The sequence below is a fragment of the Microbacterium enclense genome, from assembly GCF_004022425.1.
Classification (GTDB): domain Bacteria; phylum Actinomycetota; class Actinomycetes; order Actinomycetales; family Microbacteriaceae; genus Microbacterium; species Microbacterium enclense_A.
This window is the reverse complement of the sequence record NZ_RBZY01000013.1, coordinates 40773-63938: the sequence shown is the minus strand read 5'-3', so window position 1 is coordinate 63938 and position 23166 is coordinate 40773. Positions and strand designations below refer to the sequence as shown.

Here is a 23166-nt window from a genome sequence, read left to right as displayed (position 1 = left end):
GCGGCGCGCGGCGGGCCGCCTCGACGGCGGCGGGGTCGGGCGTCGACGCGCCGTCGTCCCCTGCTTCGCCATGCCTCGATCGTGCCGCACCGCGCTGACCGCGTGCTGGACGCGGCCCGCGCGGCGCGTGCGCCGGATCCGGCTCAGCGGGTGCGCGCGGGCGCCGAACGCACCGGCGTCGCCTGAGGCGTCGCGACACCCGAGCCCGTCAACGTGAGTCCGTCCGCGCCGCTCGCGTCGTGCATCATCTGGTCGATGAGTTCGCGGTCGATCGCGGGTTCCCGTCCACCGTAGAAGTGCAGCACGAGGGCATTCGAGGCGTGAATCCAGAGGCTCGCCTGACGCACCCCCTCGTTCACCGGCACCTGGAGCATGAAGCCCTCGTTGCGGCGCAATTTGTTCATGATCACGATGCGCAGGTGCGCGAGCAGACGGTCGTCGATGTCGAACGTCGCACGGTCGCGATAAATGAGGCGTCCCACGGCTGGTCCTTTTCTGGCGCGCCGAAGCGTACCGGTAGTGCAAAGGGCGGGACCACGCCGGGAAGCGAGGCAATGCGGGGACGATCATTGTCTCACCCGCCCGGCATCCGTTGGTCACCACAGCCATTTCAAAGCGGGCACCGATATCGTTTCGTCACCGAATCACCGACCCACGAGAGCGAATCCCCCGTGAGCCATTCCCGTACCTCCCCCGACCAGGAGGGCCGATCTTCGAGCCCTCTCGTTTCGAGAGGGGGTGATATTCGGTGTTGACGGCGGTTCTGACTCTGCTTCTCGGCGTCATCGTGACACTGGCGATCATCGCGGCGTGCGGCTTCTTCGTCGCGCAGGAGTTCGCGTACATGTCGGTGGATCGATCGCGACTGGCTGCGCGCGCGGAGAAGGGCGACGTCCAGGCCAAGCGCGTTCTGGCGATCACGCAGCGCACCTCGTTCATGCTGTCCGGCGCGCAACTGGGGATCACCGTGACGGGTCTGCTGATCGGTTACGTGGCCGAGCCCCTCATCGGCGCCTCGATCGGCACGCTCCTGGGTGGCGTGGGCATCGACCCCGGCGTCTCCGTGGCGATCGGTACGGTCGGCGCGCTCCTGCTCGCCACGGTCGTGACGATGATCTTCGGTGAGCTGTATCCGAAGAACCTCGCGATCGCGAACCCGGAGCCGCTGGCCCGCGCGCTCGCAATGCCCACCCGCATCTACCTGCTGGCGTTCGGCTGGCTCATCACTGTGTTCGACGTCGCGGCGAACGCACTCCTGCGCCTCGTGCGCATCGAGCCGCTCGAGGACGTCGACGAGAGCGCGACGGCGCGTGACCTCGAGGCGATCGTCGAGGAGTCGCGCGCGAGCGGCGACCTGCCCGACGACCTCTCGATCATCATCGATCGCATCCTCGATTTCCCCGAGCGCGACGTCGAGCACGCGATGATCCCGCGGTCGCAGGTCGGGTCGGTGCGCCCCGACACCACCATCGACGAGGTGCGCGCGCTCATGGCGACCGGCCACACGCGCTACCCGGTCATCGGCGACGAAGACTCCCCCGTCGGCGTCGTCGAGCTGATCGACCTCCTGCGCGAACAGCCCGCCGGCGACGCACCCGTGTCGTCGGTCATGCGCCCCGCCGTCGTGCTGCCCACCTCGATGCTGCTTCCCGTCGCGCTCGATCGCATGCGCCAGAGTCGGAACGAACTCGTCTGCGTGGTCGACGAATACGGCAACTTCGACGGCATCCTGACCATCGAGGACCTGACCGAGGAAGTCATCGGCGAATTGTCCGACGAGCACGACGTCGAGATCGACGACGTGGCGTCGGTCGGTGACGATGCGTGGACGGTCCCCGGTGACCTCCACCTCGACGAACTGGAACGATTGATCGGCCACGACCTCGCCGACGGTGATGTCGAAACCGCCGCGGGTCTTGTCATCGAGGCCCACGGCGACCTGCCGGCGGTCGGCGCTGTCGTCCGCGTCGATCTTCCGGAGCGGGCCGGCGAGGTCGTCCAGGGCGTGCACCTGGACCGCTGGCTCGAAATCGAGGTCTCCGAGGTCGACCGTCACGTCCCGTCCCAGCTCGTGGTGCGTCTGTACGAGAACGATCGGGATGCCGAGCCGGCCGTGCCGGACGCGGCGACCGACGAGGAGGTGGCCCGATGAGCTGGTGGGTCGTCACCCTGATCACTGCGGCTCTCATCGTCGCGAGCGCGTTCTTCGTCATCGTGGAGTTCGCGCTGCTCGCCGCTCGCCGTCACCGCCTGGAAGAGGAAGCGGCGACGAGCGCCTCGGCACGGGCCGCGCTCCGCGGCGTCAACGAGCTCACCGTCATGCTGGCGTTCGCACAGTTGGGCATCACGGCGTGCACGTTCCTGCTCGGCGCCATCACGAAGCCGGCGATCGACTACGCGCTCGCGCCGGTGTTCGAGGCGTGGGGTCTGCCCTACGTCCTCGCGGACATCATCGCGTTCATGCTCGCGCTGATCGTCGTGACCTTCCTCCACCTCGTCATCGGCGAAATGGCACCGAAGTCGTGGGCGATCGCCCACCCCGAGACCGCTGCCAAGGCGACCGGCATCCTGGCCCGTGCGATGACCTGGCCGCTGCGCCCGTTCCTGCTGTGGATCAACCGCATCGCCAACCGCCTCGTCCTGGCGTCGGGTGTCGAGCCGGTCGAGAAGGCCGCGGCGGGCGGCCAGGACGCGGACACGATCCGGGAGCTCGTCGCCCACTCGCGCCGGGCAGGCACCCTCGATGAGCAGTATTCCGGCCCGATCGCGCAGGCGATCGCGCTGGGGACGCTCACGCTCGGTGACATCGTCCGCACCGACCGGACGCCCACGGCCGTTCCGGCGGATGCCACGGTGGCCGACGTGCAGGCCGCGGCTGCGGCATCCACGCACCTGCGCATCCTCGTCGGAGCCGGCGCCACGGCGCGGGTGGCGCACGTCCGCGACACGCTCGCGGTCGACCCGACCACGCCGGCGGCGGAGATCGCCCGTGACCCGCTGGTGCTCGCGCCGGACGCGTCGGCGTACGACGCGCTCGCCCGCATGCGCCGTGGTCGGGTGCAGCTGGCGACCGTCGTGGACGGCGGGCGGTTGCTGGGCGTCGTGACGCTGGACGACCTGCTGAAGCGGATCCTGCCGGGGGTGGAGGCGGCCTGAGCCGTCCGCCCCCCGGCGGGATCATCGGGCGTAGGCGTCGACGAGCAACGGACCCCGGATGCCGCGGAGTGTCTCGACCAGCCGGTCGAGCGCCCCGCGGTTCCAGGCGGTCAGTTGCAGGTCGTGGGGTCCGAGCGGCTCGAGCTTCGCGGTCCGCAGTCGCACGACCTCCCAGCCCACGGCCCGCAGCGCGCGGTCTTTGCGACGGTCGGCCTGCTCGCGGCGCCCGACGTGCTCGAGGCCGTGACGCCCGATCGAGTCGTACTCGACAGCGACGCGCAGTTCGGGAAGCACGAGATCGGGCCACACCTCGAGGTGTTGGAAGAACGGCCGACCGACACGGACGGCGGTGAGTCCCGGCGTGAGGGCGAGGCGTGCGAGGAGATCGGCGCGGATCCGGTCTTCGACGGCCGAGGCCGGCTTCGGCGCACACGCGGAGACGAACGGCGTCCCGACCGGAAGCGTCGGGGTCTTGTCGCAGAGCTGGAGCGTCTTCGTCGGCCGGCGGGCCCGGAGAACCGCGGCCTTCGTGGGCGACGGGTCGTCGACCGAGTCGCACATCGGCATTGCGACGACCCGGCTCGGGGCGGCGAGCTCGCTGCACTCGGGACACCACGCGCTGCGCCGCCGCTCCCGTCCGGGGCGGAGGCGCTGCTCGCTGGGGGTGGCGGCGAATCGGTGTCCTGCGTCGCACTGCCACAGCAGCAGGACGTCGGCGGCCGGGGGCACCTGGCTGAGCGCCACGCCGGCGTTGAGGTCGGGATGGTACTGCCGGATCAGCGCGGGGAACGCCGCCCAGGCCTGGCGATAGGTCCCCACCGCATACGGAACGTCGAGGCCTTTCGACCACTGCCGCCGGGCCCACCAGGCCTCCACTCGCTCCGCCACGCGACGACGGTAGCGCCGGCCTCCGACACGGCGCCCGGGGTGGCGCTCAGGTGCGCGCGCCGGCCGCGGCCAGCTCGGCGCGGGTGCGGGCGCCGTGCTTACGGAGGAGGTTCGCGACGTGGTACTTCACCGTGTTCAGGGTGATGCCGAGTCCCTCGGCGATCTCGCGGTTGCCGACGCCGGTGGCCACGAGCCGCAGCACCTCTCTCTCGCGATCGGTGAGATCGGAGTCGGTGTCCGCCTCGGCCGTTCGCGGCGACGGGTCGAGCGGAAGCGAGATGTCGACGGTCGAGCCCCACCCCGGCGTGGAGGCGACGGAAAGCGTTCCCTCGAGCGCGACGACGCGCTCCGCGATGGGGCGGACGGCGTCATCGTGCACGTCCAGCGCGCCGGCGCCGTCGTCGCGCAGCTGCATGAGCAGGTTCCGCCCGTCGCAGTCCCACTGGATCCGCACCCGGCGCGCCGCGCCGTCGTCGACCAGGGCGAGCACGGCGGTGCGCACGATCGCGCGCGCGCTGTGCGCCACGTCGCCGGGGAGGGCGCGTCCCGTCGTGGGAGGTTCGACGAACTGCACGTCGAGATCGCCGAATCGCACAAGGGGGCGCAGGTCCGCGCGGAGCCGCGAGAACGCCCCTGTCACGGGTTCCAACAACGAGCTGCGCTGCCGGTCGGTCGCGGTGCGCAGCTCGATGAGGGCGGCCGAGGCGATCTCGACGGCCTCGGCCCGCGCCGCCGCGTCGGACAGGCGGGCCGACCTCAGAGCCGCGAGGACCGACTCGAGGGTCAGCGCATGCCGGTCCGCCTGCTCCGCCACGGTGCGGGCGTGGTCGGAGGCGGCCGAGCGGCTCGCGCGTCCCTCGCTGTCGTGGCTCACGTGTACCGAACCTACCTGTCCTACCCGAAGGAACGGCCCTACCCGATCGGGTGGGGATGCCGCCTGCCCGGGCAGCAGCGTCGAACTCGCGAGGAGGGCAGCATCGAGGCATGCCTCACTCCACCGTCGCGGATTCCCTCGGCATGATCGCCGACGAACTCCAGGACGTCGTCTCGGCTCTCCGCCAGTCCGACCCGGCGCCGTTCGAGAGCGCCCTCGCGCTCCTCGGCGAGGCGGACCGCGTGTTCGTCCACGGTGCCGGCCGTTCTGGTCTGGCCCTCCGCTCCACGGCCATGCGCCTCATGCACCTCGGACTCGAGGTGCACGTCGTCGGCGAGGTCACGACCCCGGCGATCCGACGCGGCGACCTCCTGCTCGTCGCGAGCGGCTCCGGCGCGACCGCAGGCATCGTTCAGGCGGCGCGCACCGCCGCGGACGTCGGCGCGCGCGTGCTCGCCGTGTCGACGACGGACTCCTCACCGCTGTCCGAGATCGCCGACACCACCGTGGTCATCCCGGCGGCGACGAAGACGGATCGCTCGGGCACGGCATCCGCGCAGTACGCCGGCAGCCTCTTCGAGCAGTCCGTCGCTCTCGTCGGCGACGCGCTCTTCCACACGCTGTGGCAGCGCAGCGGTCACTCCGCCGACGACCTGTGGCCCCGTCACGCGAATCTCGAATGACCCCGCCGAAACCCGGCATCCCTACGAAAGGACATCCCCCCATGCAGCTTCAGTTCGCCATGGACACCCTGACCACCGAGCACGCGCTCGAGCTCGCCGGCCAGGCCGCTCCGTACGTCGACGTCCTCGAGCTCGGCACCCCTCTGATCAAGAGCGCCGGACTCTCGGCGATCACCGCCGTGAAGGAAGCCCACCCCGACAAGATCGTGTTCGCCGATCTGAAGACGATGGATGCCGGTGAGCTCGAGGCCGACATGGCCTTCCAGGCCGGCGCCGACCTCGTCACGGTCCTCGGCGTCGCCGGCGACAGCACGATCGCCGGCGCCGTCAAGGCCGCCAAGGCGCACGGCAAGGGCGTGGTGGTCGACCTGATCGGCGTTCCCGACAAGGCCGCCCGCGCCCAGGAGGTCACTGCCCTCGGCGTCGAGTTCGTCGAGATGCACGCCGGTCTCGACGAGCAGGCCGAGGAGGGCTTCACCTTCGAGACTCTGCTCCGCGACGGCGAGGCATCCGGCGTCGCGTTCTCGGTCGCCGGCGGGATCACCGCGCAGACCATCGCCGCCGTGCAGCAGTCGGGCGCTCGCCTCGCGGTCGCCGGGAGCGCGATCTACAGCGCCGACGACGTGGCATCCGCCGCTGCGGAGCTCCGCGCCGCCATCACCGAGGCCTGACCCGTTCGCCGCGCCGGGGGGCACGCTACCGCGAGGTACCGTGCCCCCCGGCGTTCGTGTGGCCGCCGTCGGCTCAGTCGTCCCAACGGTCGTCGGTGCCCTCGGCATCCGTTCGATCCCACGCGAGCCGGAAGCCGCACTCCCGGCATTCGTCCGCGTCGATACCCTCGTCCAGCAGCGGGTGCATCGTGATGCCGCAGGACGGGCAGATCGGCTGCGCACCGTCGTCGTAGGGGTCTCTGAAGGTCATGGCCGTTCCATTCCCGCCGGGTCTCCCGAATGCCGGGTGGGGCCCCGTTCGCACGGTGTCCCGTGCGTGAGTAGGGCGGGTGGGACTTGAACCCACGATCGTCGGGTTATGAGCCCGCTGCCTTGACCAGCTTGGCCACCGCCCCGTGTGTTCCCGAGCCTACCGGCATCCCTCGTCCGCCGCCGAAGCCGCGGCATCCCGCAGGTGCGGACGGCGAGAGCACACGATCCGCCCGAGCGCGCACGCTGTGGTCTGCCGGAACGTGCGCGTTCGACCCGAACGTGTGCTCTCGACGGCGAACGGCGCTGACGGCGCAGCGGCGCCGTCAGGCGACGCGGGGCTTCTTCGGCTTGCCGTCGATCGTCAGCTGCGGGTGGTGGCGCGTGAGCTGGATCACGCCCCACGTCGCGATCGCCCCGGCGATGGCGAAGCCGATCAATGCCCAGGCGGGGGCCGTCGAGGCCTCGCCGAGCACCGACAGCCCGATGAGGACCGCGACGATCGGGTCGATCACCGTGAGACCGGCGATCACCAGGTCGGGCGGGCCGACCGAGTACGCCGTCTGCACGAAGTACGCCCCCACTGCCACGGCGGCGAGGAGCGCCACGACGCACAGCAGCGTCAGCCACTCGAAGTTTCCGGCCTGAATGCGGCTGATGATGACCTTGGCGAGGGTGGCCACGAAACCGTAGATCACGCCCGCCGCCATGATGTAGAACAGCGCTTGCGCGCGACGCCGCACGAGGAACCAGAACGCCCCGAACACGACGACGACGACGGCCAGGATGCCGAGGATGATCAGCAGCTCGCGCGACGTCACGGCGTGCTCGGTGGCGAAGAACGCGGCGATCGTGACGAAGATGAAGATGCCGCCGACGCAGGCGGCGATCGCGATGAGCGACTGTCGCGTGGGTTTGAGCCGCGAGACGCGGGCATTGAGGATCGTCGTGATGACGAGGGCGATCGCGCCGAGCGGCTGCACGAGGATCAGCGGGGCGACCGAGAGCGCCGCGAGCTGGCAGACGATGGCGAGGCCGAGCATCACCGTGCCGGCGACCCAGGAAGGCCGGGTCAGCAGCGAGGTCAGCTGGGAGCGGGAGAGTCCGCCGGTCGTCTTTCCCGACAGGCGCTCGACCTTCTGCACACCGCGGTGCTGGTACTGCGCCCCGAACGACATGAACACGGCACCGAGCAGCGCGAGCGGGATGCCGAGCAGGATACGGGGATCGCGGAAGACACCGACGAGCTGGTCGATACCGTCGGTGAGGGACACATCGAGCGGGATCACCCTCCGACGATAGCCGCCGCGTCCCCGCATAGGCTGGTGACGTGGCCGTTCTTCCCATCCGCATCATGGGCGATCCCGTCTTGCACGCCCCCGCCGCCCGCGTCGACGAGATCACCGACGACATCCGTACCCTGGTCGCCGACATGTTCGAGACGATGGATGCCGCCCCCGGCGTCGGTCTCGCGGCCCCCCAGGTCGGGGTGGGTCTGCGGATCTTCACGTACAGCTACGAGGACGACGAGGGCCAGCCGTGGCGCGGCGTCGTCGTGAACCCGGAGTTGTGGATCCGTCCGATCGAACCCGGCTTCCCCGATCCGGACGACGAATCCGAGGGATGCCTGTCGTTCCCCGGCGAACGGTTCCCGCTGCGTCGGTCGGAGTCGGCATTGCTGACGGGCGTCGATCTCGACGGCGAGCCCGTCCGCATCGAGGTGTCGGGCTGGCGCGCGCGCATCCTCCAGCACGAGTTCGACCACCTCGACGGCGTGCTCTACGTCGATCGCCTCGACGAGGACGACAGCCGGGTCGTCGCGAAGATCGCCAAGAAGCGCAAGTGGGGCGTGCCCGGAAGCTCCTGGATGCCGGGAGTCGACGACATCGAGGCGTGACGCGCCTCGTCTCTGAAGGTTCACGTCGACCTCCTGGCATCCGCCGTCGATCCGCGGTAGGCACAGTGTCGGGGGTAGTCATGGACAGGCGCATCGTCGGTTGGCTGTCGATCTCGGCCGGAGCGGTCGTGTTCGTGGCATCCGTGGTCGCGCTGCCGTCCGGGGGCATGGCGAGTTCATACGCGGTCATCGGCATCGCGGCGGCGCTGGGAGCGGCGGTTTTCGGTTCGGCCGTCGTCCTGCGTGCCGCGAGCACCGCGCTATCGGCCACGAACGATCCGGACGCGGCACGACGGAGTGCTCGCCGCCTGAGCTGGATGCTCGCCGCCTATGGCTTCCTCGTTCCGATCGCCCTGCTCATCGGTGTCGGCCCCACGGTGATCAGCGGGGTACCGCTCCGAACGTCGCAATACGTCATGCTCGCCGCTGGGGCGGTCGCGCTGGCCGGGGGCATCACCCTCGTCATCGCGCTCTCGCGCTCCCGCGGGGGCGCGATCGTCGACCCCGAGCCCGCACCCGTCTCTGTGCCGTCAGGCGATCAGTGGCTCATCGTCACTCCCCGCGATCCCGGTGCAATGGTGCTCTACGGTATGTCCTCGGTCGTCCTTGCCCTCCTCGTGTCGTTCTCGTCGTTGCGGCTTCTCGTCGTCGCGATCGACAGCGGCCCTGCCGGGTGGGCGATCGCACTGGTGGTGATGGTCGTGCTCCTCGTCGTCGCCGTCTGGTGGTTGCGGCGCCGGTTTCCCCAGGTGAGTGTCAATCCGGGAAAAGGTGTCGTCCGTGCGGGTGCGCGGGAAGTCCCGGTGGATCAGTTGACTGCGGCGCGCCTCGTCGCATCGGTTGTCTGGCCGGGCGGCCCGCGGACCCTCTTCCTCACCCTGGAGGGACCGGACGGCTTCGAAGCGCCGTTGTTGCTGCGCCGCGGTGGCCGGCTCGCGATGACCGACGCACAGCGGGGCGCCGCCGTCGCCGCCGTACGGGCAGCGCCCATCCGGCTGCCGCACGCGCGAGAAGACCCGCAGGGCAAGTTCTCGCGCGTGACGCACCCGTCTCACGTGGACGCGGAGCAGGCAGCGCTGTTGGTCGAGAGTCCTCCGCGTGACGGTGACGAGCTGCCGGTCTCGATGGCGTGAAACGCCACGCGCCTCAGTAGAGTCCGCGACTCTGCAACTCCTGCTGCAGGATCGGCGCCAGCCGCTCGGCGAAGGCCGGGGTGAGGTGCGTCTCGTCGTATCGCACGGGCGTGTCTCCTGCGAAAGCGGGACAGACGCTCTCCCAGCAGGTGAACGGGAGCGCGCTGATGGCGGTGTTCCCGGTGGCCGCCGCTTCGGCCTCGGTGGCGGTCTCCATCTGGGTCCACACGTTGTCGACGGCGGCGAGGCACGCGGACGGCCCGGTCACCGGCGAATAGCACCGATCGAGGTCGGCCCCGTGCGGTGGCGGTGACAGGAACACGGTCCGCCCGGCCGGGGCCCATCCGCCGACCTCGGCGAACGTCGCGGCGGCCAGGCGCGCCGCGTCGAGCGACTCCCCCGCGACCGAGCGCCCCAGGGTGAACGCGTTCGAGACGATGACGAGGTCGGCGGGTTCGGCCGCGATCATCGCCCGCACCTGCTCCTTGCGCGAGTCGCAGGCGGCGGCCACGGCGGGATCGCGGCTCTCGATCGAGACGTCGGTGAAACGGCATCCGTACATCCCGACGGTGGTGGCGCGCCACGCTCCCCCGCTCTGCTCGGCGAGGGCGGCCAGGGTCGGGGCGTACGACATCGCGCTGGAGTCGCCGACGAGGTACACGTGACGGGATGCCGCGGGGTCGCCGAACGTGCACCGGACGGGGTCGGGTGCGGTCTCGGGGGTGAAGCAGTCGTGGGCCCGGTTGTCGGACGACGACGCGCGGATCGCCTCGTCGAGGCCGGGGTGCAGCTCGGGCCAGGAGTCTGCCGACACCGCGGCCGCGAGTTGCGCCTGCAGCGTGGGCAAGGCATCCGCCACCTCCGCGGGATCGGGAGCCGCCACGGAGGTGGTGCCGGGGAGGTGCAGGACGGGAGCGCCGTAGGCGACGAACACCGCGAGCACGGTGGCACCCGCGCCGATCGTGAGGACGGCGGCGGCGAGACCCATTCGGGCGGCGAACCGCTCCCGCCAGGCGATCCAGGCGCCGGGGCGGGCGTTCGTGGCGTCGGGGCGGGCGGGCGGCGCGTCGAGGTGGGCGTCCGGCGCGCGCTTCGGCGCGGGCGGCGTCGAACCGGCCGGCGGCTCGGGTGGCAGCGCGACCGTGGGGAGCGGATCCGGCGCGGTGACGAGGGCCTCGGCGTTCCGCGGACGCGCTCCGGGGTAGTAGCGCTGGCCCGGAACCCAGCCGGCGGGCCGGGATCCCGTGGCCGCGAGCCGTGGCGGGGGCGCCACCGCCGCGACAGGTGGGGACGCCCCCGCCTCGGCCGCCGTCGGCAGTGGATCCGCGTCGGGCTGCGGGGGCGTCGGTCGCCGCGACAACCACGGAGACCGGTGGAGGGGCTGCTCGACACCGAGGTACGTCGCGATTGTGAGCACCGCCGTCACGAGCAGGACGATCGGGGTCCACGCGGGTCCGGACGGGAGCAGGACCTCGGCGAACACGATGACGGGCAGATGCCACAGGTACAGCGAGTACGAGAGCGTGCCGACGGCGACGCTGAGCGGGTTCGTCAGAGGGAAAAGATGACGGTGGCGGGGATCCCCCGCGACACCCCCGGCGATGACGAGCGCCGCCGACGCCACGGGGAGCGCCGCCCACGGTGCGGGGAACGGCGAGGTCGGTTCGATGAGGGCGAAGGATGCCACGACACCGGCGAGCCCGGCCCAGCCGCACAGGCCGCCGAGAAGGACCGGCATCCGTCCGAGGATCGGTGCCGCGGCGGCGAGGACCGCGCCGACGGCGAGCTCGCCCACGCGGGCCAGGGTCGAGAAGTAGGCGCCCGTCGGATCGTCCGCGGTGAGGTGCACGGCGGCAACGGCGGAGCCTGCGACAAGTGCGACCGCCAGCAGGCCCGCCGTCGCGCGTCCCGCGGCGCCGCGCCGCATCGGTACCGGGAGCAGAGCGACCGCCGCGAGCAAGAGTAGCGGCCAGACCAGCGAGAACTGCTCTTCGATCGAGAGCGACCAGAAGTGCTGGAGGGGCGACACCTCTGTCGACGAGAAGTAGTCGCGTCCTTGAAGGCCGAACCGCCAGTTGGAAGCCATCCCGAGCGCCGATAGCGCGTCGATGAGCGTCTGCTCGGCGCGCGCCCGGTGGAAGACGGTGAAGCCCACGGCGACGACCGCGGACAGCACGAGCAGCGCGGCGGGGAGGAGCCGTCGAACGCGGCGCGCGAAGAACTCCCGCAGGTCGACGGTCCCGGTGGTGGAGAGGTCGCGCAGCAGGATCCCGGTCACGAGGAACCCCGAGATGACGAAGAACACGTCGACGCCCGCGAATCCTCCCGTCGGCCACCCGGTGGTGTGGCTCGCGACCACGCCGAGCACGGCGAGAGCGCGCAGCCCCTGGAGATCCAGGCGCACGGGGGTGGGAACGCGGGGCACGGCGGCTTCCTCTCCCGCCGTCGGGCACGGCGAAGAGAGCTTAGTGGAATCGCTCCCATCCGCGCGGTCCGCGGGGCTCGGTCACTCCACGTCGAAGCTGTGGATGCCGAGGGCCTCGCTCAGCGCCTCGCTCGCGTGGCGACCGCGCACGCTCGTCCCCTGCGAGTCGAGCGGGGGGCTGATGACGGCGGCGCCGAGGCGTCCGGGCGCGGCCAGGACGATGGCGCCGGACACGCTCGACTTCGCCGGGATGCCGACGGCCCGCATCCATCGACCCGAACCGTCGTAGACCCCGCAGGTCGCCATCACCGACACGACATCGCGTGCCACACGGGTGGGGACCGCTCGCTCGCCCGTGCGCGGATTGACACCGCCGCACGCGAGCGTCGCGCCCATGAGCGCCAGAGTCTCGGCATCCACGAGCGTCGCGCAGGCCCGGGCGTACACCGAGACGGCGTCGTCGGCACCGACCGCCATGGTCCCCTCGGCGCGCATGAGGTGCGCGAGAGCATGGTTGCGGTCGCCGAGCAGGTGTTCGTTGTGGGCGATCTCCTCGTCGACATCGAGGTCGCGCCCGGCGAAAGAGGCGAGCCCCCGCGCGATGCGGGCGGCACGGGCGTCGGGATCCGTGCCCTCGACGAGCGACGCCGTCAGCAACGCGCCGGCGTTGACCATCGGGTTCGGTGGGCGTCCGGTTCCGCTCTCGAGCTTGATGGCGTCGAACGCCTCGCCGGTCGGCTCGATCCCGACGCGGTCGAGAGCCTCGCCGTCGGTATCGAGAAGCGCCAGGGCGAACAGGAAGGGCTTGACCGCGGACTGCAGGCTGAAGGCCACGTCGCTCTGAGCGCTCGAGCGCACCTCACCGTCGGGCAGGGCGAGAGCGACCGCGCACAGATCGGGGTCGGCATCGGCGAGCTGCGGGATGCTGTCGTCGACCTCGCCGTCCGTCTCGGGGAGCACACGCGCGCGAAGGGCGTCGAGATCGTACGAGCGGGGGTCGGAGCGGGATGCCATGCCCCCAGCCTCGCAGTGCGGGCGCGGGAGGCGGATGGGATTGCGTTTCCGCCGGCTGTGCGCGTGGTCGGCGAGTCGTCGAAAGTTTCGCCGACGCGCGCTACGATCACCGCATGAGCGCCGCCACCGACGGGCCCCGCGTCCGCCTCGCCGACATCGCCACCGAGGCCGGAGTCTCGGTCGCGACCATCTCCAAGGTGCTGAACGGCCACGCGGACATCTCCCCCGCGACGCGCTCCCGCGTCGACGCGCTGCTCACCGCGCGCGGCTACACACGACGCGCCGCCGGCGAGAAGCCGCGCGGTGACCTGATCGAACTCGTGTTCCATGAGTTCGAGGCGAGCTGGTCGATGGAGATCATCGCGGGCGTCGAGGAGGTGGCGAAGGCGCACGGCCTCGCGGTCGTCGTGACCGAGAGCGGCGGTGTCCACTCCCTCGGGGAGGATTGGCTGGAGGGGGCTCTTCGCCGCCGCCCCGCCGGGATCGTGCTCGTTTCCTCGGCCCTCGGGGAGCGTCAGCGTTTGCGGCTCGCGACCCGTGGCATCCCCCTCGTGATCGTCGACTCCGCCGGCGACCCGCCCGCGGACATCCCCTCGGTCGGCTCGGCGAACTGGTCCGGCGGTCTGGCCGCGACGCGCCACCTCATCGAGCTCGGACACCGCAGGATCGCGGCGATCACCGGCCCCGGCGACATGCTGTGCTCGCTCGCGCGCCTCGACGGCTACCGCACGGCGATGGCGAGCGCCGGCCTCGACGTCGACCCGCGGTGGGTGCGGTTCGGCACGTTCTACGTCGAGGGCGGGCGCGACGCCGCGCGCGACCTCCTCGAGCTCGAGGACCGCCCCACGGCGATCTTCGCGGGCAACGACCTCCAGGCGCTCGGGGTGTACGACGCGGCGCGCGAGCTCGGCCTGCGGCTGCCGGACGAGCTGTCGGTCGTCGGCTACGACGACATCGCGCCCGCGCGCTGGGTCAGTCCTGCTCTGACGACCGTGCACCAGCCGCTGCGGCGGATGGGTGCGGAGGCGACGCGGATGGTCCTGGACACGGGCGTGCGCAGCTCCGCGGGTGTCGTCCCGCGAATGGATCTGGCGACCCACCTGGTGGTGCGCGGCAGCACGGCATCGCCGCGCTGAGGAGCGTCGGCGGGTCCGCGACGAGCGTGGGAGCGCACCCACGGAACTTTCGTGGTGCTTTCGTAACGTTTGCGTAACCACCCGTCCCGCGAGCCCGCGTCCAGCGCATAAGTTGTCTGCCACAACGAAACCGCGCAAAGGAGCGCTCGTGCACAGACGCATATCCCCTCTGGTCTCCCTCGCCGCCGTGGGAGCCCTCATCCTCGGCGGCGCCGCCCCCGCGGTCGCCGCCCCGACCACCATCAGCTCCGTGGACTTCGAAGACGGCACCACCGGTGCCTGGACGCGAAGCGGCGGGACCGACAGCACCCTGCGCGTCATCGATCTCGACGGCGGGAAGGTGCTCGAGGTCATCGACCGCGACGCCGACTACGTCGGCATCCAGACGCCGTCCGGCATCTTCGAGGCAGAGCAGACCTACGACTTCTCGCTCCGGATCCGCCTCGCCCCGGGCACGCCCGACACCAGCGCGCGCCTGGTGATGAAGCCGTCGTACACCTGGATCGGCAACACGCCCGTGACGGCCTCGAGCTGGACCACGATCACCGGCTCGTACACCGCCGCCGCGGGCGACGCCTCCGGACTGCAGGCCTACATCGGGACGTCCGACATCGCCGGCACGCCCGCCTACAGCTACTACATCGACGACATCGTCGTGACCACCGAGGCGGCGAGCGGGGGCGGCGAAGAGCCGGGCGCCCCGCAACCCGGCGACGTGCTCATCGACACGGACTTCGACTCCGGCGATCTCGACGGCTGGACCGCTCGCGCGGGATCGGACACCTCCGACCCGCAGATCACCATCGTCGATGGAGGTGCCGACGGCACGGCCGCCGCGGCGCAGGTCGGTCAGCGCACTCACGAGGGCGACGGCGTCCAGCGGGATATCACGGGGCTCCTCGAGCCCGGTAAGACCTACGCCCTGAGCGCTGCCGTGCGCTTCGCACCGGGGTCCGCGCCGGGTCAGGGACTCACCCTTTCGGCGCGCACGGTGTCGGGTGGCACGCAGAACTTCTCCAACCTCCTGCAGATCGAGAACGCCACCGCTTCGGGCTGGACGACGGTTCGCGGCGAGTTCACCGTCCCGACCTACGACTCGGCGGCGGAGATCTACGTCGAAGCCCGCTACAACAGCGGTAACACGTCGACGTTCCTCGTGGACCAGGTCCAGGTCTCGGTGCCGGAGGCGGCGCAGGTCGACACCGGGCTCACGCCGGTTCAGGACACCGTCGACTTCCCCCTCGGCGTCGCGATCGACTCGCGCGAGACCACGGGCGCAGCCTCCGACCTGCTGCTGCATCATTTCGGACAGATCACGCCCGAGAACCACATGAAGGTCGAGGCCTGGTACACGGGTCCGGGACAGTTCACGCGCAACGCCGAGGCGACCGCGCTGCTCGACTACGCGCAGGCGGAGGACCTCCGACTGTACGGGCACGTCCTGGTCTGGCACTCGCAGACCCCGGCATGGTTCTTCCAGGACGACGGTGGTCGGGAATTGACCGCGTCGGATGCCGACAAGCAGCTGCTGCGCGACCGGCTCCGCACGCACATCTTCGACGTCGCGGCATCCATCGCCGACGACTACGGGCTGTACGGATCCGACACGAACCCGCTCGTCGCGTGGGATGTGGTCAACGAGGTGATCTCCGACCAGGCGACGCCCGACGGACTCCGCACCAGCCGGTGGTACCAAGTGCTGGGCGAGGAGTTCATCCGCCTCGCGTTCCAGTACGCCGACGACGCGTTCAACGACGAGTACGCCGCTGCCGGGACCGACCGTCCGGTGAAGCTCTTCATCAACGACTACAACACCGAGATCGACGCGAAGGGCGCGCAGTACGCCGCTCTCGTGGAGCGGCTGCTCGACGCCGACGTTCCGATCGACGGTGTCGGTCACCAGTTCCACACCTCGATCAACACGCCCATCTCGGCGTTGCGGGGCGCGCTGGAGCGCTTCGAAGGGTTCGGACTCCTCCAAGCGATCACGGAACTCGACGTCACCATCAACCCCGCCGACGACCCCAACCGGGTGCGGCAGGGCTACTACTACCGGGACGTCTTCGACCTGATGCGGGAGTATCACGCGGCGGCTCCCGCGGCCGAGAAGATCTACTCGGCCACGATCTGGGGGCTCACCGATACGCGATCGTGGCGAGCAGAGCAGCAGCCGCTGCTGTTCACCGGCGGATTCGAGCCCAAGCCGGCGTACTACGGCGCGATAGACGACAGCTCGGGCCTGCCGTCGCTGATCACGACCGCGAACGTGTTCGAGGGTGACGTGCAGCCCGGGGCCGGCTTCACCGACGCCGCGGAATGGCGCAACCTGCCGTTCAACCCGCTGACGGCGAACGCCGGCGGCTGGCAGGCACGGTGGAACCCCGACCACCTCGCGGTCATCGTGCGCTCGACGGCGACGCCGGACCGCGTGGCCTTCACCTACCGCGGCCAGGAGTACTTCTTCGCTCCGGATGCCGCGGGCTCGGTGCCGGGCGCACAGGCGGTCGTCGATGGCGAGACGTACACGCTCGCCCATCTCCCGCACTCCGACGTTGCGGCCGGCCAGGGTGCCGACTTCGACGTGCGTGTGCTGACCGGTGACCAGGTCGTCGGGGCATGGAACTCGCCGGGCGCCACCGGGCGTCTGTCGTTCCTCGAGCCGCTGTCGTTCGTCCGCGTCCCGGAGCTGACGGCACCGACGGTGGACGGACAGATGGATGCCACCTGGGCCGACGTCCCCGCGGTGACCACCGGTCGCACGGTCGAGGGGTCTGCCGAGGGCGCGAGCGCGGAGGTGCGCACGCTCTGGGAGGACAACACGTTGTACGTGCTGTTCGACGTGACCGACGCGGTGATCGACCTCTCGGCGAGCGACCCGTGGCAGCAGGACAGCGTCGAGCTGTTCCTCGACCTCGGAAACACGAAGGCGGGGACCTACGGTCCCAACGACACGCAGATCCGCATCTCGGCCGACAACGTGCTGTCGTTCGGCTCGGGCAACACCGCGACGCAGCAGGCGCGGGTCGCGGCCAGCGCGACCGCGCGCACCGACACGGGGTACCGCGTCGAAGTCGCGATCGATCTGGTCGGGCAGTCTGGTGGGCAGAGCAACGTTCCCCTCGGTGGCGTCGACACCGTTCACGGCATCGACTTCCAGGTCAACGACGGCCGACCTGCGGGCCGGTTCGCGGTGAAGACCTGGGCCGATCCCACCGGTACGGGGTACCAGAACACTGCTCGCTGGGGCGTCGCCGAGTTCGTCGCCGCTGCGACCGACCCCGGCACCGATCCGGGAACCGACCCCGGGATGGATCCGGGGACCGACCCCGGCCCCGGTACGGACCCGGGGACCGACCCCGGCACGGAGCCGGGCACCGATCAGGGCACGCCGATCCCCGGCACGGCGAGCGGTCCGCTGCCGCCCTCCCGCGGCTCGGCGGATGCTCTGGCCACCACCGGCGGCACGGCATCGCTGGGTGCGCTCGTGCTGGGGGGTCTGCTGCTGCTGAGCGGCGCGGCTGTCGCCGTCCGCCGACGGAGTCAGCGCGCCTGATCCATCGAGTCGGGATCCGAAGGACGGGGGCGGCTGCGCACGCGGTCGCCCCCGTTCACGCGTCGTGTCCGCGGCGTTCAACCGCGTACGTCGCGGGAGCCGTCTTCGGGGAAAAGGTAAGGCCCGGGGTGGAAGCCCGGGCCTAGGGTGAGAGCCGCGTTAGATGGACGCGGGTCTCTCGCTCCCCGGCTTGGACTCGAACCAAGAACCTATCGGTTAACAGCCGATTGCTCTGCCAATTGAGCTACCGAGGATCATGCCCACCTGGCGGAGGGCAACCAGACGATACTAACAGCACCGCGGCGCAGCGAGAAAATCAGCCGGCCGAAATCCGTCGGTCGGGCGCGCCGTCGGGAGTCCACTGCAGACCGTCCGTGCCGTGGCCGAACGCGACGACGTGTCCTCCGCGGAGCACCAGCACATCGGCATCCAGATCCCGGGGCGCGTCGGCGTCGTTCGTCACCACGAGGGATGCCATCCCGCGCTCATCGCGGCGGCGCGTGAGGGCGTCACGCACCGCCTGCCGCACCTCGACGTCGAGGTTCGCGTACAGGTCGTCGGCCACGAACAGGCGCGGCTCCAGCACGAGGGCGCGGGCGAGGGCGACGCGCTGCCGCATCCCCGCGCTCAGCTCGTACGGGTACTTGGGAGCCGATCCGAGCGGCAACTCCATCTCGTCGAGCAGTGTCGCCACCCGCACCGCGAGAGCACGTGTGTTCACGCGGCGATCGCGCGCGGTGATCGGCTCGGAGATGACGTCGTGCACGGTCAACCGTGCCGGCAGGTTCGCCCCGGCCCCCTGGGGGAGGTAACCGGTGTGGAAGGTCCACTCGCGCACGGCGCGGCCCGGGTGCCGGGCCGAGATGCCGTGGACGCGCGCGTCTCCCCCGACGACCGACAGACCCTCGTCGGGGCGACCGGCTAGGAGCGAGGCGAGCGACGTCTTGCCGGAGCCCGTGGGACCCATGACGACGACGCTGTGCGCCGCGGCGAGGGTGAACGCGACGCCGTCGATCACCCGCACACCGTTGCGGGCGAGGGAGAGGTCGTCGGCGCGGATGGCGACGGCGGTGTCGAGGGTCCGGGGCATGTGGACATCCTCCCCGACGAAACGTGCCGACGCCACCCGATCGCGCTGCGACGTGTCAGGACGGGGTCAACCGTTGCCGGTCGGCATCCAATTCCCGCAGTCTGAGCCGCAATCGGCGTCCTTCTTCCGAATCGGCGGGCACGCGCTGGATCCCCCGCAGCAGCTCGTCCTTCTCGCGCTGCAACTCGCGGACCAGGATCCCCCGCGCGAGGTCGTTCGCCGAGGCGACCGCGCCTTCTTCGTTGCGGGCGGGGAAATCGGCGGTCAGCAGTTCGACGGCGAGCGTCCGGAAAGGCTCGCGCACCGCCTCGACGGCGGTCACGGCCCAGCCGGGTTGGGACAGATCGGTGGATGCCAGAGTGCTTCGGACCGCCTCGATGGCGGGGTGTCCGAATGAGGTCTGCAGGGCACGATGGAACAGGTCGGGTTCGATCCGGTGTCCGTATTGCAGGAACGCCATCATGGCCCCGCGTTCGAGGGCGACATCGCGCGTGTTCGGGAGCTGGGCCATCGTCACCGACACGGCGACGGGAGCCGGCGTCTCGGCCGCTCCCCCGCGCTGCGTCTCGCGCTTCTCGGCCCGGTCGGCACCGCGTGCTGCGCGCTCCACGGCGCTCTGCACCTCGGGCATGTCGAGACCGAGACGGCGCGCGAGCACCCGCACGTATCCGGGACGCAGCGCCGGGTCGCGGATGTCGGCGACGATGGGGGCGGCGGCGCGGAGCGCGCCCGCGCGGCCCTCCACGCTGGAGAGGTCGTAGTCCTTCAGCCGCTGATCGATGACGAACTCGAACATGGGCGCCTTGGTGTCCATGAGGGCGCGCACCGCCCCGTCGCCGCGCTGCAGGCGCAGGTCGCACGGGTCGAGGCCCTCGGGTGCCACGGCCACGTACGTCTGCGCGGCGAAACGCTTCTCGTCCGCGAAGGCGCGCAGCGCCGCCTTCTGACCCGCGGCATCCGGGTCGAACGTGAAGACCACCTCACCGGACGCGCTGTCATCGCCCATCACGCGGCGGAGCACCGTGATGTGGTCGCTGCCGAAGGCCGTGCCGCACGAGGCGATCGCCGTCGTGATCCCGGCGAGGTGGCACGCCATGACGTCGGTGTAGCCCTCGACGACCACCACGCGGTGTTCGCGCGAGATGTCGCGCTTCGCGAGATCGAGGCCGTACAGCACCTGAGCCTTCTTGTAGATCGGCGTCTCGGGGGTGTTGAGGTACTTGGGCCCCTGGTCATCGTCATAGAGCTTGCGGGCGCCGAACCCGATCACTTGCCCCGTGACGTCGCGGATCGGCCACACGAGGCGCCCGCGGAAACGGTCGTACACCCCGCGCTGGCCCTGCGACACGAGACCGGCCTGAACGAGTTCGTCGCGGGAGAACTTCTGCCCGAGCAGGTGATCCATGAGCGACGACCAGCCCTTCGGGGCGTAGCCGACGCCGAAGTGCGCCGCCGCTCCGGCATCGAAACCGCGGTCGCCGAGGAAGCGGCGCGCGGTGTCGGCCTCGGGCGACAGCAACTGCCCGCGGAAGTACTCCGCCGCCGCGGCGTTGGCGGCGTACAGGCGCGAGCGGCCGGTGGTCTCGGGAGCGGCGCCGCCGTCTTCGTAGTGCAGGGTGTAGCCGACGCGCGCGGCCATGCGTTCGACGGCTTCGGCGAAGGAGACGCGGTCCATCGCCCGGAGGAACGAGTACACGTCGCCCGACTCGCCGCAGCCGAAGCAGTGGTAGTAGCCGACCTGCGGCCGCACGTGGAAGCTGGGACTGCGCTCGTCGTGGAACGGACACAGGCCCTTCATCGACCCGACGCCCGCGGGCTTCAGCGCGACGCGCTCACCGACGATGTCGGCGATGTTGACCCGCGCCTTGACCTCGTCGATGTCGGCCTGCCGGATACGCCCCGCCATCAGGCATCCGCTCCCCGCGGCGGCCGCGCACCCGGGGCCCACACGCCGAGTTCGGCGGCATCCACGTCGCCCACGAGCCGCCCGTGCCAGGCGATCGCGAGCTGATCGGTGAGGCTCGCAACCTGGTCGACGACGACCCGACGGCGCGCGGCATCGTCGGCGGCGCTCTCGAAGTCGGGCAGGTGCAACGTATCGAGCGACCCCGGGTTCTCCCACAGGGCGGATGCCAGGCGCTTCAGCACGCGGCGCTGCTCGCGGTACAGCGCCTTGCGGCCGTCGATCGACACCACCGTCGCGCCGATAATGCCCTTGAGCACAGCCATCTCGGCCTCGACAACCCGCGGGACGACGACGTGCGCGCGGTATCGCGTGAGGTCGCGCACGGCGTAGGCGTCTCGGGTCGCCGTCGTTGCGGCGCGCGCGAAACGACCGATCAGGTCGGACGTGAGGTTCTTCAGCCGCGCCATCGCCGGACGCGAGCCGTCGAACGAGCCGATCCACTCGGGTAGACGCATGAGCCGGTAGAGCGCGTCGGCGAGCTCGTCGCGCGAGAAGTCGTACCCGACCCACGTCTGGATCGCGGTGAGCAGGGACTGGTGACCGGCCGGGGATGCCAGCACCTCGGGATCGATGTAGCGGTTGACGACCGCGTCCTCGAAGTCGTGCACTGAGTACGCAATGTCGTCGGAGAGGTCCATGACCTCGGCCTCGATGCAGCGCACGCGCCCGGGGGCTCCCCCTCGCATCCAGTGGAACACCGGCTCATCGTCGGGGTAGACGCCGAACTTGAGCCGCCCGCCCGGGTCGGGAAGCGGGGCGTCGGCCGTCCACGGGTACTTGCACGTGGCATCCAGGCTCGCCCGCGTGAGGTTGAGACCGAAGGAATGCCCGTCGGGCCCGATGACCTTGGGCTCGAGACGAGTGAGGATGCGCAGCGTCTGCGCGTTGCCCTCGAAGCCGCCGATGTCTTCCGCCCACTCGTTCATTGCCCGCTCGCCGTTATGGCCGAAGGGCGGGTGCCCGAGGTCGTGGCTCAGGCACGCGGTATCGACCACATCGGGCGAGAGTTCGAGCGCCGTGGCGAGTTCACGGCCGACCTGCGCGACCTCGAGTGAGTGCGTCAGGCGGTTGCGGGCGAAGTCGGCGGGGCTCGCGGGGCTCAGGACCTGCGTCTTCGCGGCGAGACGGCGGAGCGCCGCCGAGTGCAGCACCCGGGCGCGGTCGCGCGCGAAGTCGTCGCGCTGCGAACGGTGCTGCTCTTCGTAGAACCGGGCGGCGTCGACGTCGTCGTACCCGGACGGGCGTGCGACGCCCACCGCCGCCTCACCCGCCACTGTGGTGCAGTTCCGCGTCGGCGAGGGCGCGGCCGGCGGCGTCGCCGATCTCGCGGGAATCGAGCCAGCCGTCGGGCAGGGCCGGACGCTTCGGCGTCCCGGCGCGACCGCGCTGGCCCTCGGCAGCCGCGCCCGGGTAGGGCGCGTCGAGGTCCAGCGTGGCGAGGAGGTCGTCGATCTCGTGCAGCGTCGAGGCGGTCGCGAGGCTCGCCCGCAGCTCCCCGCCGACCGGATACCCCTTGAAGTACCACGCGACGTGCTTGCGGATGTCACGGCATCCGCGTCCCTCGTCCTCGAAGAACTCGACCAGCAACTCGGCGTGCCGGCGGAACGCCTGCGCCACGAAGCCGAGCGTCGCGTCGACGGGCTCGCCGGGTGCGGCGCCGGGGCGGCCCAGTGCGCGCGCGAGGTCGCCGAAGAGCCACGGGCGCCCGAGGCAGCCGCGACCCACGACGACGCCGTCGCAGCCGGTCTCATCCATCATCCGCACCGCGTCGGCCGCCGACCAGATGTCTCCGTTTCCGAGCACGGGGACGCTCGTCACCGTCTCTTTGAGCTTCGTGATCGCGCTCCAGTCCGCGTTCCCGGAGTAGAACTCGGATGCCGTGCGCGCGTGCAGCGCGATCGAAGCGACCCCCGCGCCCTCGGCGATCCGGCCGGCCTCGAGGTAGGTCAGGTGGTCGGCGTCGATGCCCTTGCGCATCTTGATCGTCAGCGGCCGGTCGCCGGCGGCGCGGACCGCGCGCTCGACGATCTCGCGGAAGAGCGTGAGTTTCCACGGCAGAGCGGCACCACCGCCACGACGGGTGACCTTGGGAACAGGGCACCCGAAGTTGAGGTCGATGTGATCGGCGTGGTCCTCCTCGACGATCATGCGCACCGCGGACTCGACCGTCGCCGGGTCGACACCGTAGAGCTGAATCGAGCGCGGCGTCTCCGACTCGTGGTGGCGGATCAGGCGCATCGTGGTGTCGTTTCGTTCGACGAGCGCGCGCGTCGTGATCATCTCGCTCACGTAGAGCCCGGCGCCGTATTCGCGGCACAGTCGCCGGAACGCCGTGTTGGTGATTCCGGCCATGGGCGCGAGTACGACGGGAGCGTCGAGTTCGATGGGGCCGATGCGCAGCGCGCGCGTCGGGGCCAGTGCCGTGGTCATC

19 protein-coding genes and 2 tRNA genes are annotated in these 23166 nt (G+C 70.9%); 8 read left to right on the top strand and 13 right to left on the bottom strand.

What is annotated here, in order from left to right; all coding sequences use genetic code 11:
- Positions 1-143: 143 nt before the first annotated feature.
- Positions 144-482, bottom strand: a complete 339-nt coding sequence (locus D8Y23_RS05195; protein WP_128217107.1) for an ATP-dependent DNA ligase — start codon at positions 480-482, stop codon at positions 144-146.
- A gap of 266 nt (positions 483-748) precedes the next feature.
- On the opposite strand from D8Y23_RS05195, the gene D8Y23_RS05190 reads away from it, so the two are divergent.
- Together D8Y23_RS05190 and D8Y23_RS05185 are read left to right on the top strand one after the other, a co-directional pair.
- Entirely contained in the window at positions 749-2152 is a 1404-nt protein-coding gene (locus D8Y23_RS05190; RefSeq protein ID WP_128217106.1) for a hemolysin family protein, read from the top strand.
- Positions 2149-3156, top strand: a complete 1008-nt coding sequence (locus D8Y23_RS05185; RefSeq protein ID WP_128217105.1) for a CNNM domain-containing protein — start codon at positions 2149-2151, stop codon at positions 3154-3156. The genes D8Y23_RS05190 and D8Y23_RS05185 overlap by 4 nt, the downstream gene beginning before the upstream one ends.
- Before the next feature lie 21 nt (positions 3157-3177).
- Here the strand turns inward: D8Y23_RS05185 and D8Y23_RS05180 are convergent, their stop codons facing one another.
- Together D8Y23_RS05180 and D8Y23_RS05175 are read right to left on the bottom strand one after the other, a co-directional pair.
- Positions 3178-4044, bottom strand: coding sequence for a zinc-ribbon domain-containing protein (locus D8Y23_RS05180; RefSeq protein WP_128217104.1), 867 nt, complete (start codon positions 4042-4044; stop codon positions 3178-3180).
- A 46-nt stretch (positions 4045-4090) separates the two neighbouring features.
- The gene (locus D8Y23_RS05175; RefSeq protein ID WP_128217103.1) at positions 4091-4918 is read right to left on the bottom strand and encodes a LuxR C-terminal-related transcriptional regulator; all 828 of its coding nucleotides are present in this window, start codon (positions 4916-4918) and stop codon (positions 4091-4093) included.
- Between the two features lie 110 nt (positions 4919-5028).
- Between D8Y23_RS05175 and hxlB the strand changes: the two genes are divergently transcribed.
- Both hxlB and hxlA read left to right on the top strand, forming a co-directional pair.
- Positions 5029-5601, top strand: coding sequence for a 6-phospho-3-hexuloisomerase (gene hxlB / locus D8Y23_RS05170; RefSeq protein WP_128217102.1), 573 nt, complete (start codon positions 5029-5031; stop codon positions 5599-5601).
- Between the two features lie 41 nt (positions 5602-5642).
- Positions 5643-6272 carry a 3-hexulose-6-phosphate synthase gene (hxlA, locus tag D8Y23_RS05165; RefSeq protein WP_128217101.1) on the top strand — a complete coding sequence of 210 codons (630 nt, stop codon included), beginning with the start codon at positions 5643-5645 and terminating at the stop codon, positions 6270-6272.
- A gap of 73 nt (positions 6273-6345) precedes the next feature.
- Here hxlA and D8Y23_RS16730 read toward each other — a convergent pair whose 3' ends face one another.
- From D8Y23_RS16730 to D8Y23_RS05155, 3 genes are all read right to left on the bottom strand, one after another.
- Positions 6346-6522 (bottom strand): zf-TFIIB domain-containing protein, encoded by a 177-nt coding sequence (locus D8Y23_RS16730; protein WP_164878146.1) that lies wholly within the window; start codon positions 6520-6522, stop codon positions 6346-6348.
- 71 nt (positions 6523-6593) lie between these two features.
- Positions 6594-6667, bottom strand: a tRNA-Ile gene (locus D8Y23_RS05160).
- 180 nt (positions 6668-6847) lie between these two features.
- The gene (locus D8Y23_RS05155; protein ID WP_128217100.1) at positions 6848-7810 is read right to left on the bottom strand and encodes a DMT family transporter; all 963 of its coding nucleotides are present in this window, start codon (positions 7808-7810) and stop codon (positions 6848-6850) included.
- A gap of 41 nt (positions 7811-7851) precedes the next feature.
- Here D8Y23_RS05155 and def point away from each other — a divergent pair, with 41 nt between their 5' ends.
- On the top strand, positions 7852-8418 hold the full coding sequence (def, locus tag D8Y23_RS05150; RefSeq protein ID WP_128217099.1) for a peptide deformylase: 567 nt from the start codon (positions 7852-7854) through the stop codon (positions 8416-8418).
- A gap of 80 nt (positions 8419-8498) precedes the next feature.
- The gene (locus D8Y23_RS05145; protein ID WP_128217098.1) at positions 8499-9551 is read left to right on the top strand and encodes a hypothetical protein; all 1053 of its coding nucleotides are present in this window, start codon (positions 8499-8501) and stop codon (positions 9549-9551) included.
- A gap of 13 nt (positions 9552-9564) precedes the next feature.
- Here D8Y23_RS05145 and D8Y23_RS05140 read toward each other — a convergent pair whose 3' ends face one another.
- Positions 9565-11976 carry an acyltransferase gene (locus D8Y23_RS05140; RefSeq protein ID WP_128217097.1) on the bottom strand — a complete coding sequence of 804 codons (2412 nt, stop codon included), beginning with the start codon at positions 11974-11976 and terminating at the stop codon, positions 9565-9567.
- Between the two features lie 81 nt (positions 11977-12057).
- Positions 12058-12990, bottom strand: a complete 933-nt coding sequence (glsA, locus tag D8Y23_RS05135; RefSeq protein ID WP_128217096.1) for a glutaminase A — start codon at positions 12988-12990, stop codon at positions 12058-12060.
- A gap of 113 nt (positions 12991-13103) precedes the next feature.
- Between glsA and D8Y23_RS05130 the strand changes: the two genes are divergently transcribed.
- Positions 13104-14126, top strand: coding sequence for a LacI family DNA-binding transcriptional regulator (locus D8Y23_RS05130; RefSeq protein ID WP_128217095.1), 1023 nt, complete (start codon positions 13104-13106; stop codon positions 14124-14126).
- Positions 14127-14274: 148 nt separating this feature from the next.
- Positions 14275-17679 (top strand): endo-1,4-beta-xylanase, encoded by a 3405-nt coding sequence (locus D8Y23_RS05125; protein WP_164878145.1) that lies wholly within the window; start codon positions 14275-14277, stop codon positions 17677-17679.
- Positions 17680-17860: 181 nt separating this feature from the next.
- Here the strand turns inward: D8Y23_RS05125 and D8Y23_RS05120 are convergent.
- The 5 genes from D8Y23_RS05120 to dusB all read right to left on the bottom strand — a co-directional run bounded on the left by D8Y23_RS05120 (position 17861) and on the right by dusB (position 23165).
- Positions 17861-17933 (bottom strand) — tRNA-Asn (locus D8Y23_RS05120).
- Positions 17934-17995: 62 nt separating this feature from the next.
- Positions 17996-18769, bottom strand: a complete 774-nt coding sequence (locus D8Y23_RS05115) for an ATP-binding cassette domain-containing protein (protein WP_128217093.1) — start codon at positions 18767-18769, stop codon at positions 17996-17998.
- Between the two features lie 55 nt (positions 18770-18824).
- On the bottom strand, positions 18825-20675 hold the full coding sequence (gene dnaG, locus D8Y23_RS05110; protein ID WP_128217092.1) for a DNA primase: 1851 nt from the start codon (positions 20673-20675) through the stop codon (positions 18825-18827).
- Positions 20675-22009, bottom strand: coding sequence for a deoxyguanosinetriphosphate triphosphohydrolase (locus D8Y23_RS05105; RefSeq protein WP_128217091.1), 1335 nt, complete (start codon positions 22007-22009; stop codon positions 20675-20677). Before D8Y23_RS05105 ends, dnaG begins: the two co-directional genes overlap by 1 nt.
- Entirely contained in the window at positions 21999-23165 is a 1167-nt protein-coding gene (gene dusB, locus D8Y23_RS05100) for a tRNA dihydrouridine synthase DusB (protein ID WP_128217090.1), read from the bottom strand. Before dusB ends, D8Y23_RS05105 begins: the two co-directional genes overlap by 11 nt.
- Between the last annotated feature and the right edge of the window lies 1 nt (position 23166).

What these genes read in the sequence shown, in the direction of transcription:
- D8Y23_RS05185 (WP_128217105.1), top strand. Translation starts at nt 2,149, where the DNA reads ATGAGCTGGTGGGTCGTCACCCTGATCACTGCGGCTCTCATCGTCGCG.
- hxlB (WP_128217102.1), top strand. Translation starts at nt 5,029, where the DNA reads ATGCCTCACTCCACCGTCGCGGATTCCCTCGGCATGATCGCCGACGAA.
- hxlA (WP_128217101.1), top strand. Translation starts at nt 5,643, where the DNA reads ATGCAGCTTCAGTTCGCCATGGACACCCTGACCACCGAGCACGCGCTC.
- D8Y23_RS16730 (WP_164878146.1), bottom strand. Translation starts at nt 6,522, where the DNA reads ATGACCTTCAGAGACCCCTACGACGACGGTGCGCAGCCGATCTGCCCG.
- D8Y23_RS05145 (WP_128217098.1), top strand. Translation starts at nt 8,499, where the DNA reads ATGGACAGGCGCATCGTCGGTTGGCTGTCGATCTCGGCCGGAGCGGTC.
- glsA (WP_128217096.1), bottom strand. Translation starts at nt 12,990, where the DNA reads ATGGCATCCCGCTCCGACCCCCGCTCGTACGATCTCGACGCCCTTCGC.
- D8Y23_RS05130 (WP_128217095.1), top strand. Translation starts at nt 13,104, where the DNA reads ATGAGCGCCGCCACCGACGGGCCCCGCGTCCGCCTCGCCGACATCGCC.
- D8Y23_RS05115 (WP_128217093.1), bottom strand. Translation starts at nt 18,769, where the DNA reads ATGCCCCGGACCCTCGACACCGCCGTCGCCATCCGCGCCGACGACCTC.
- dnaG (WP_128217092.1), bottom strand. Translation starts at nt 20,675, where the DNA reads ATGGCGGGGCGTATCCGGCAGGCCGACATCGACGAGGTCAAGGCGCGG.
- dusB (WP_128217090.1), bottom strand. Translation starts at nt 23,165, where the DNA reads ATGACCACGGCACTGGCCCCGACGCGCGCGCTGCGCATCGGCCCCATC.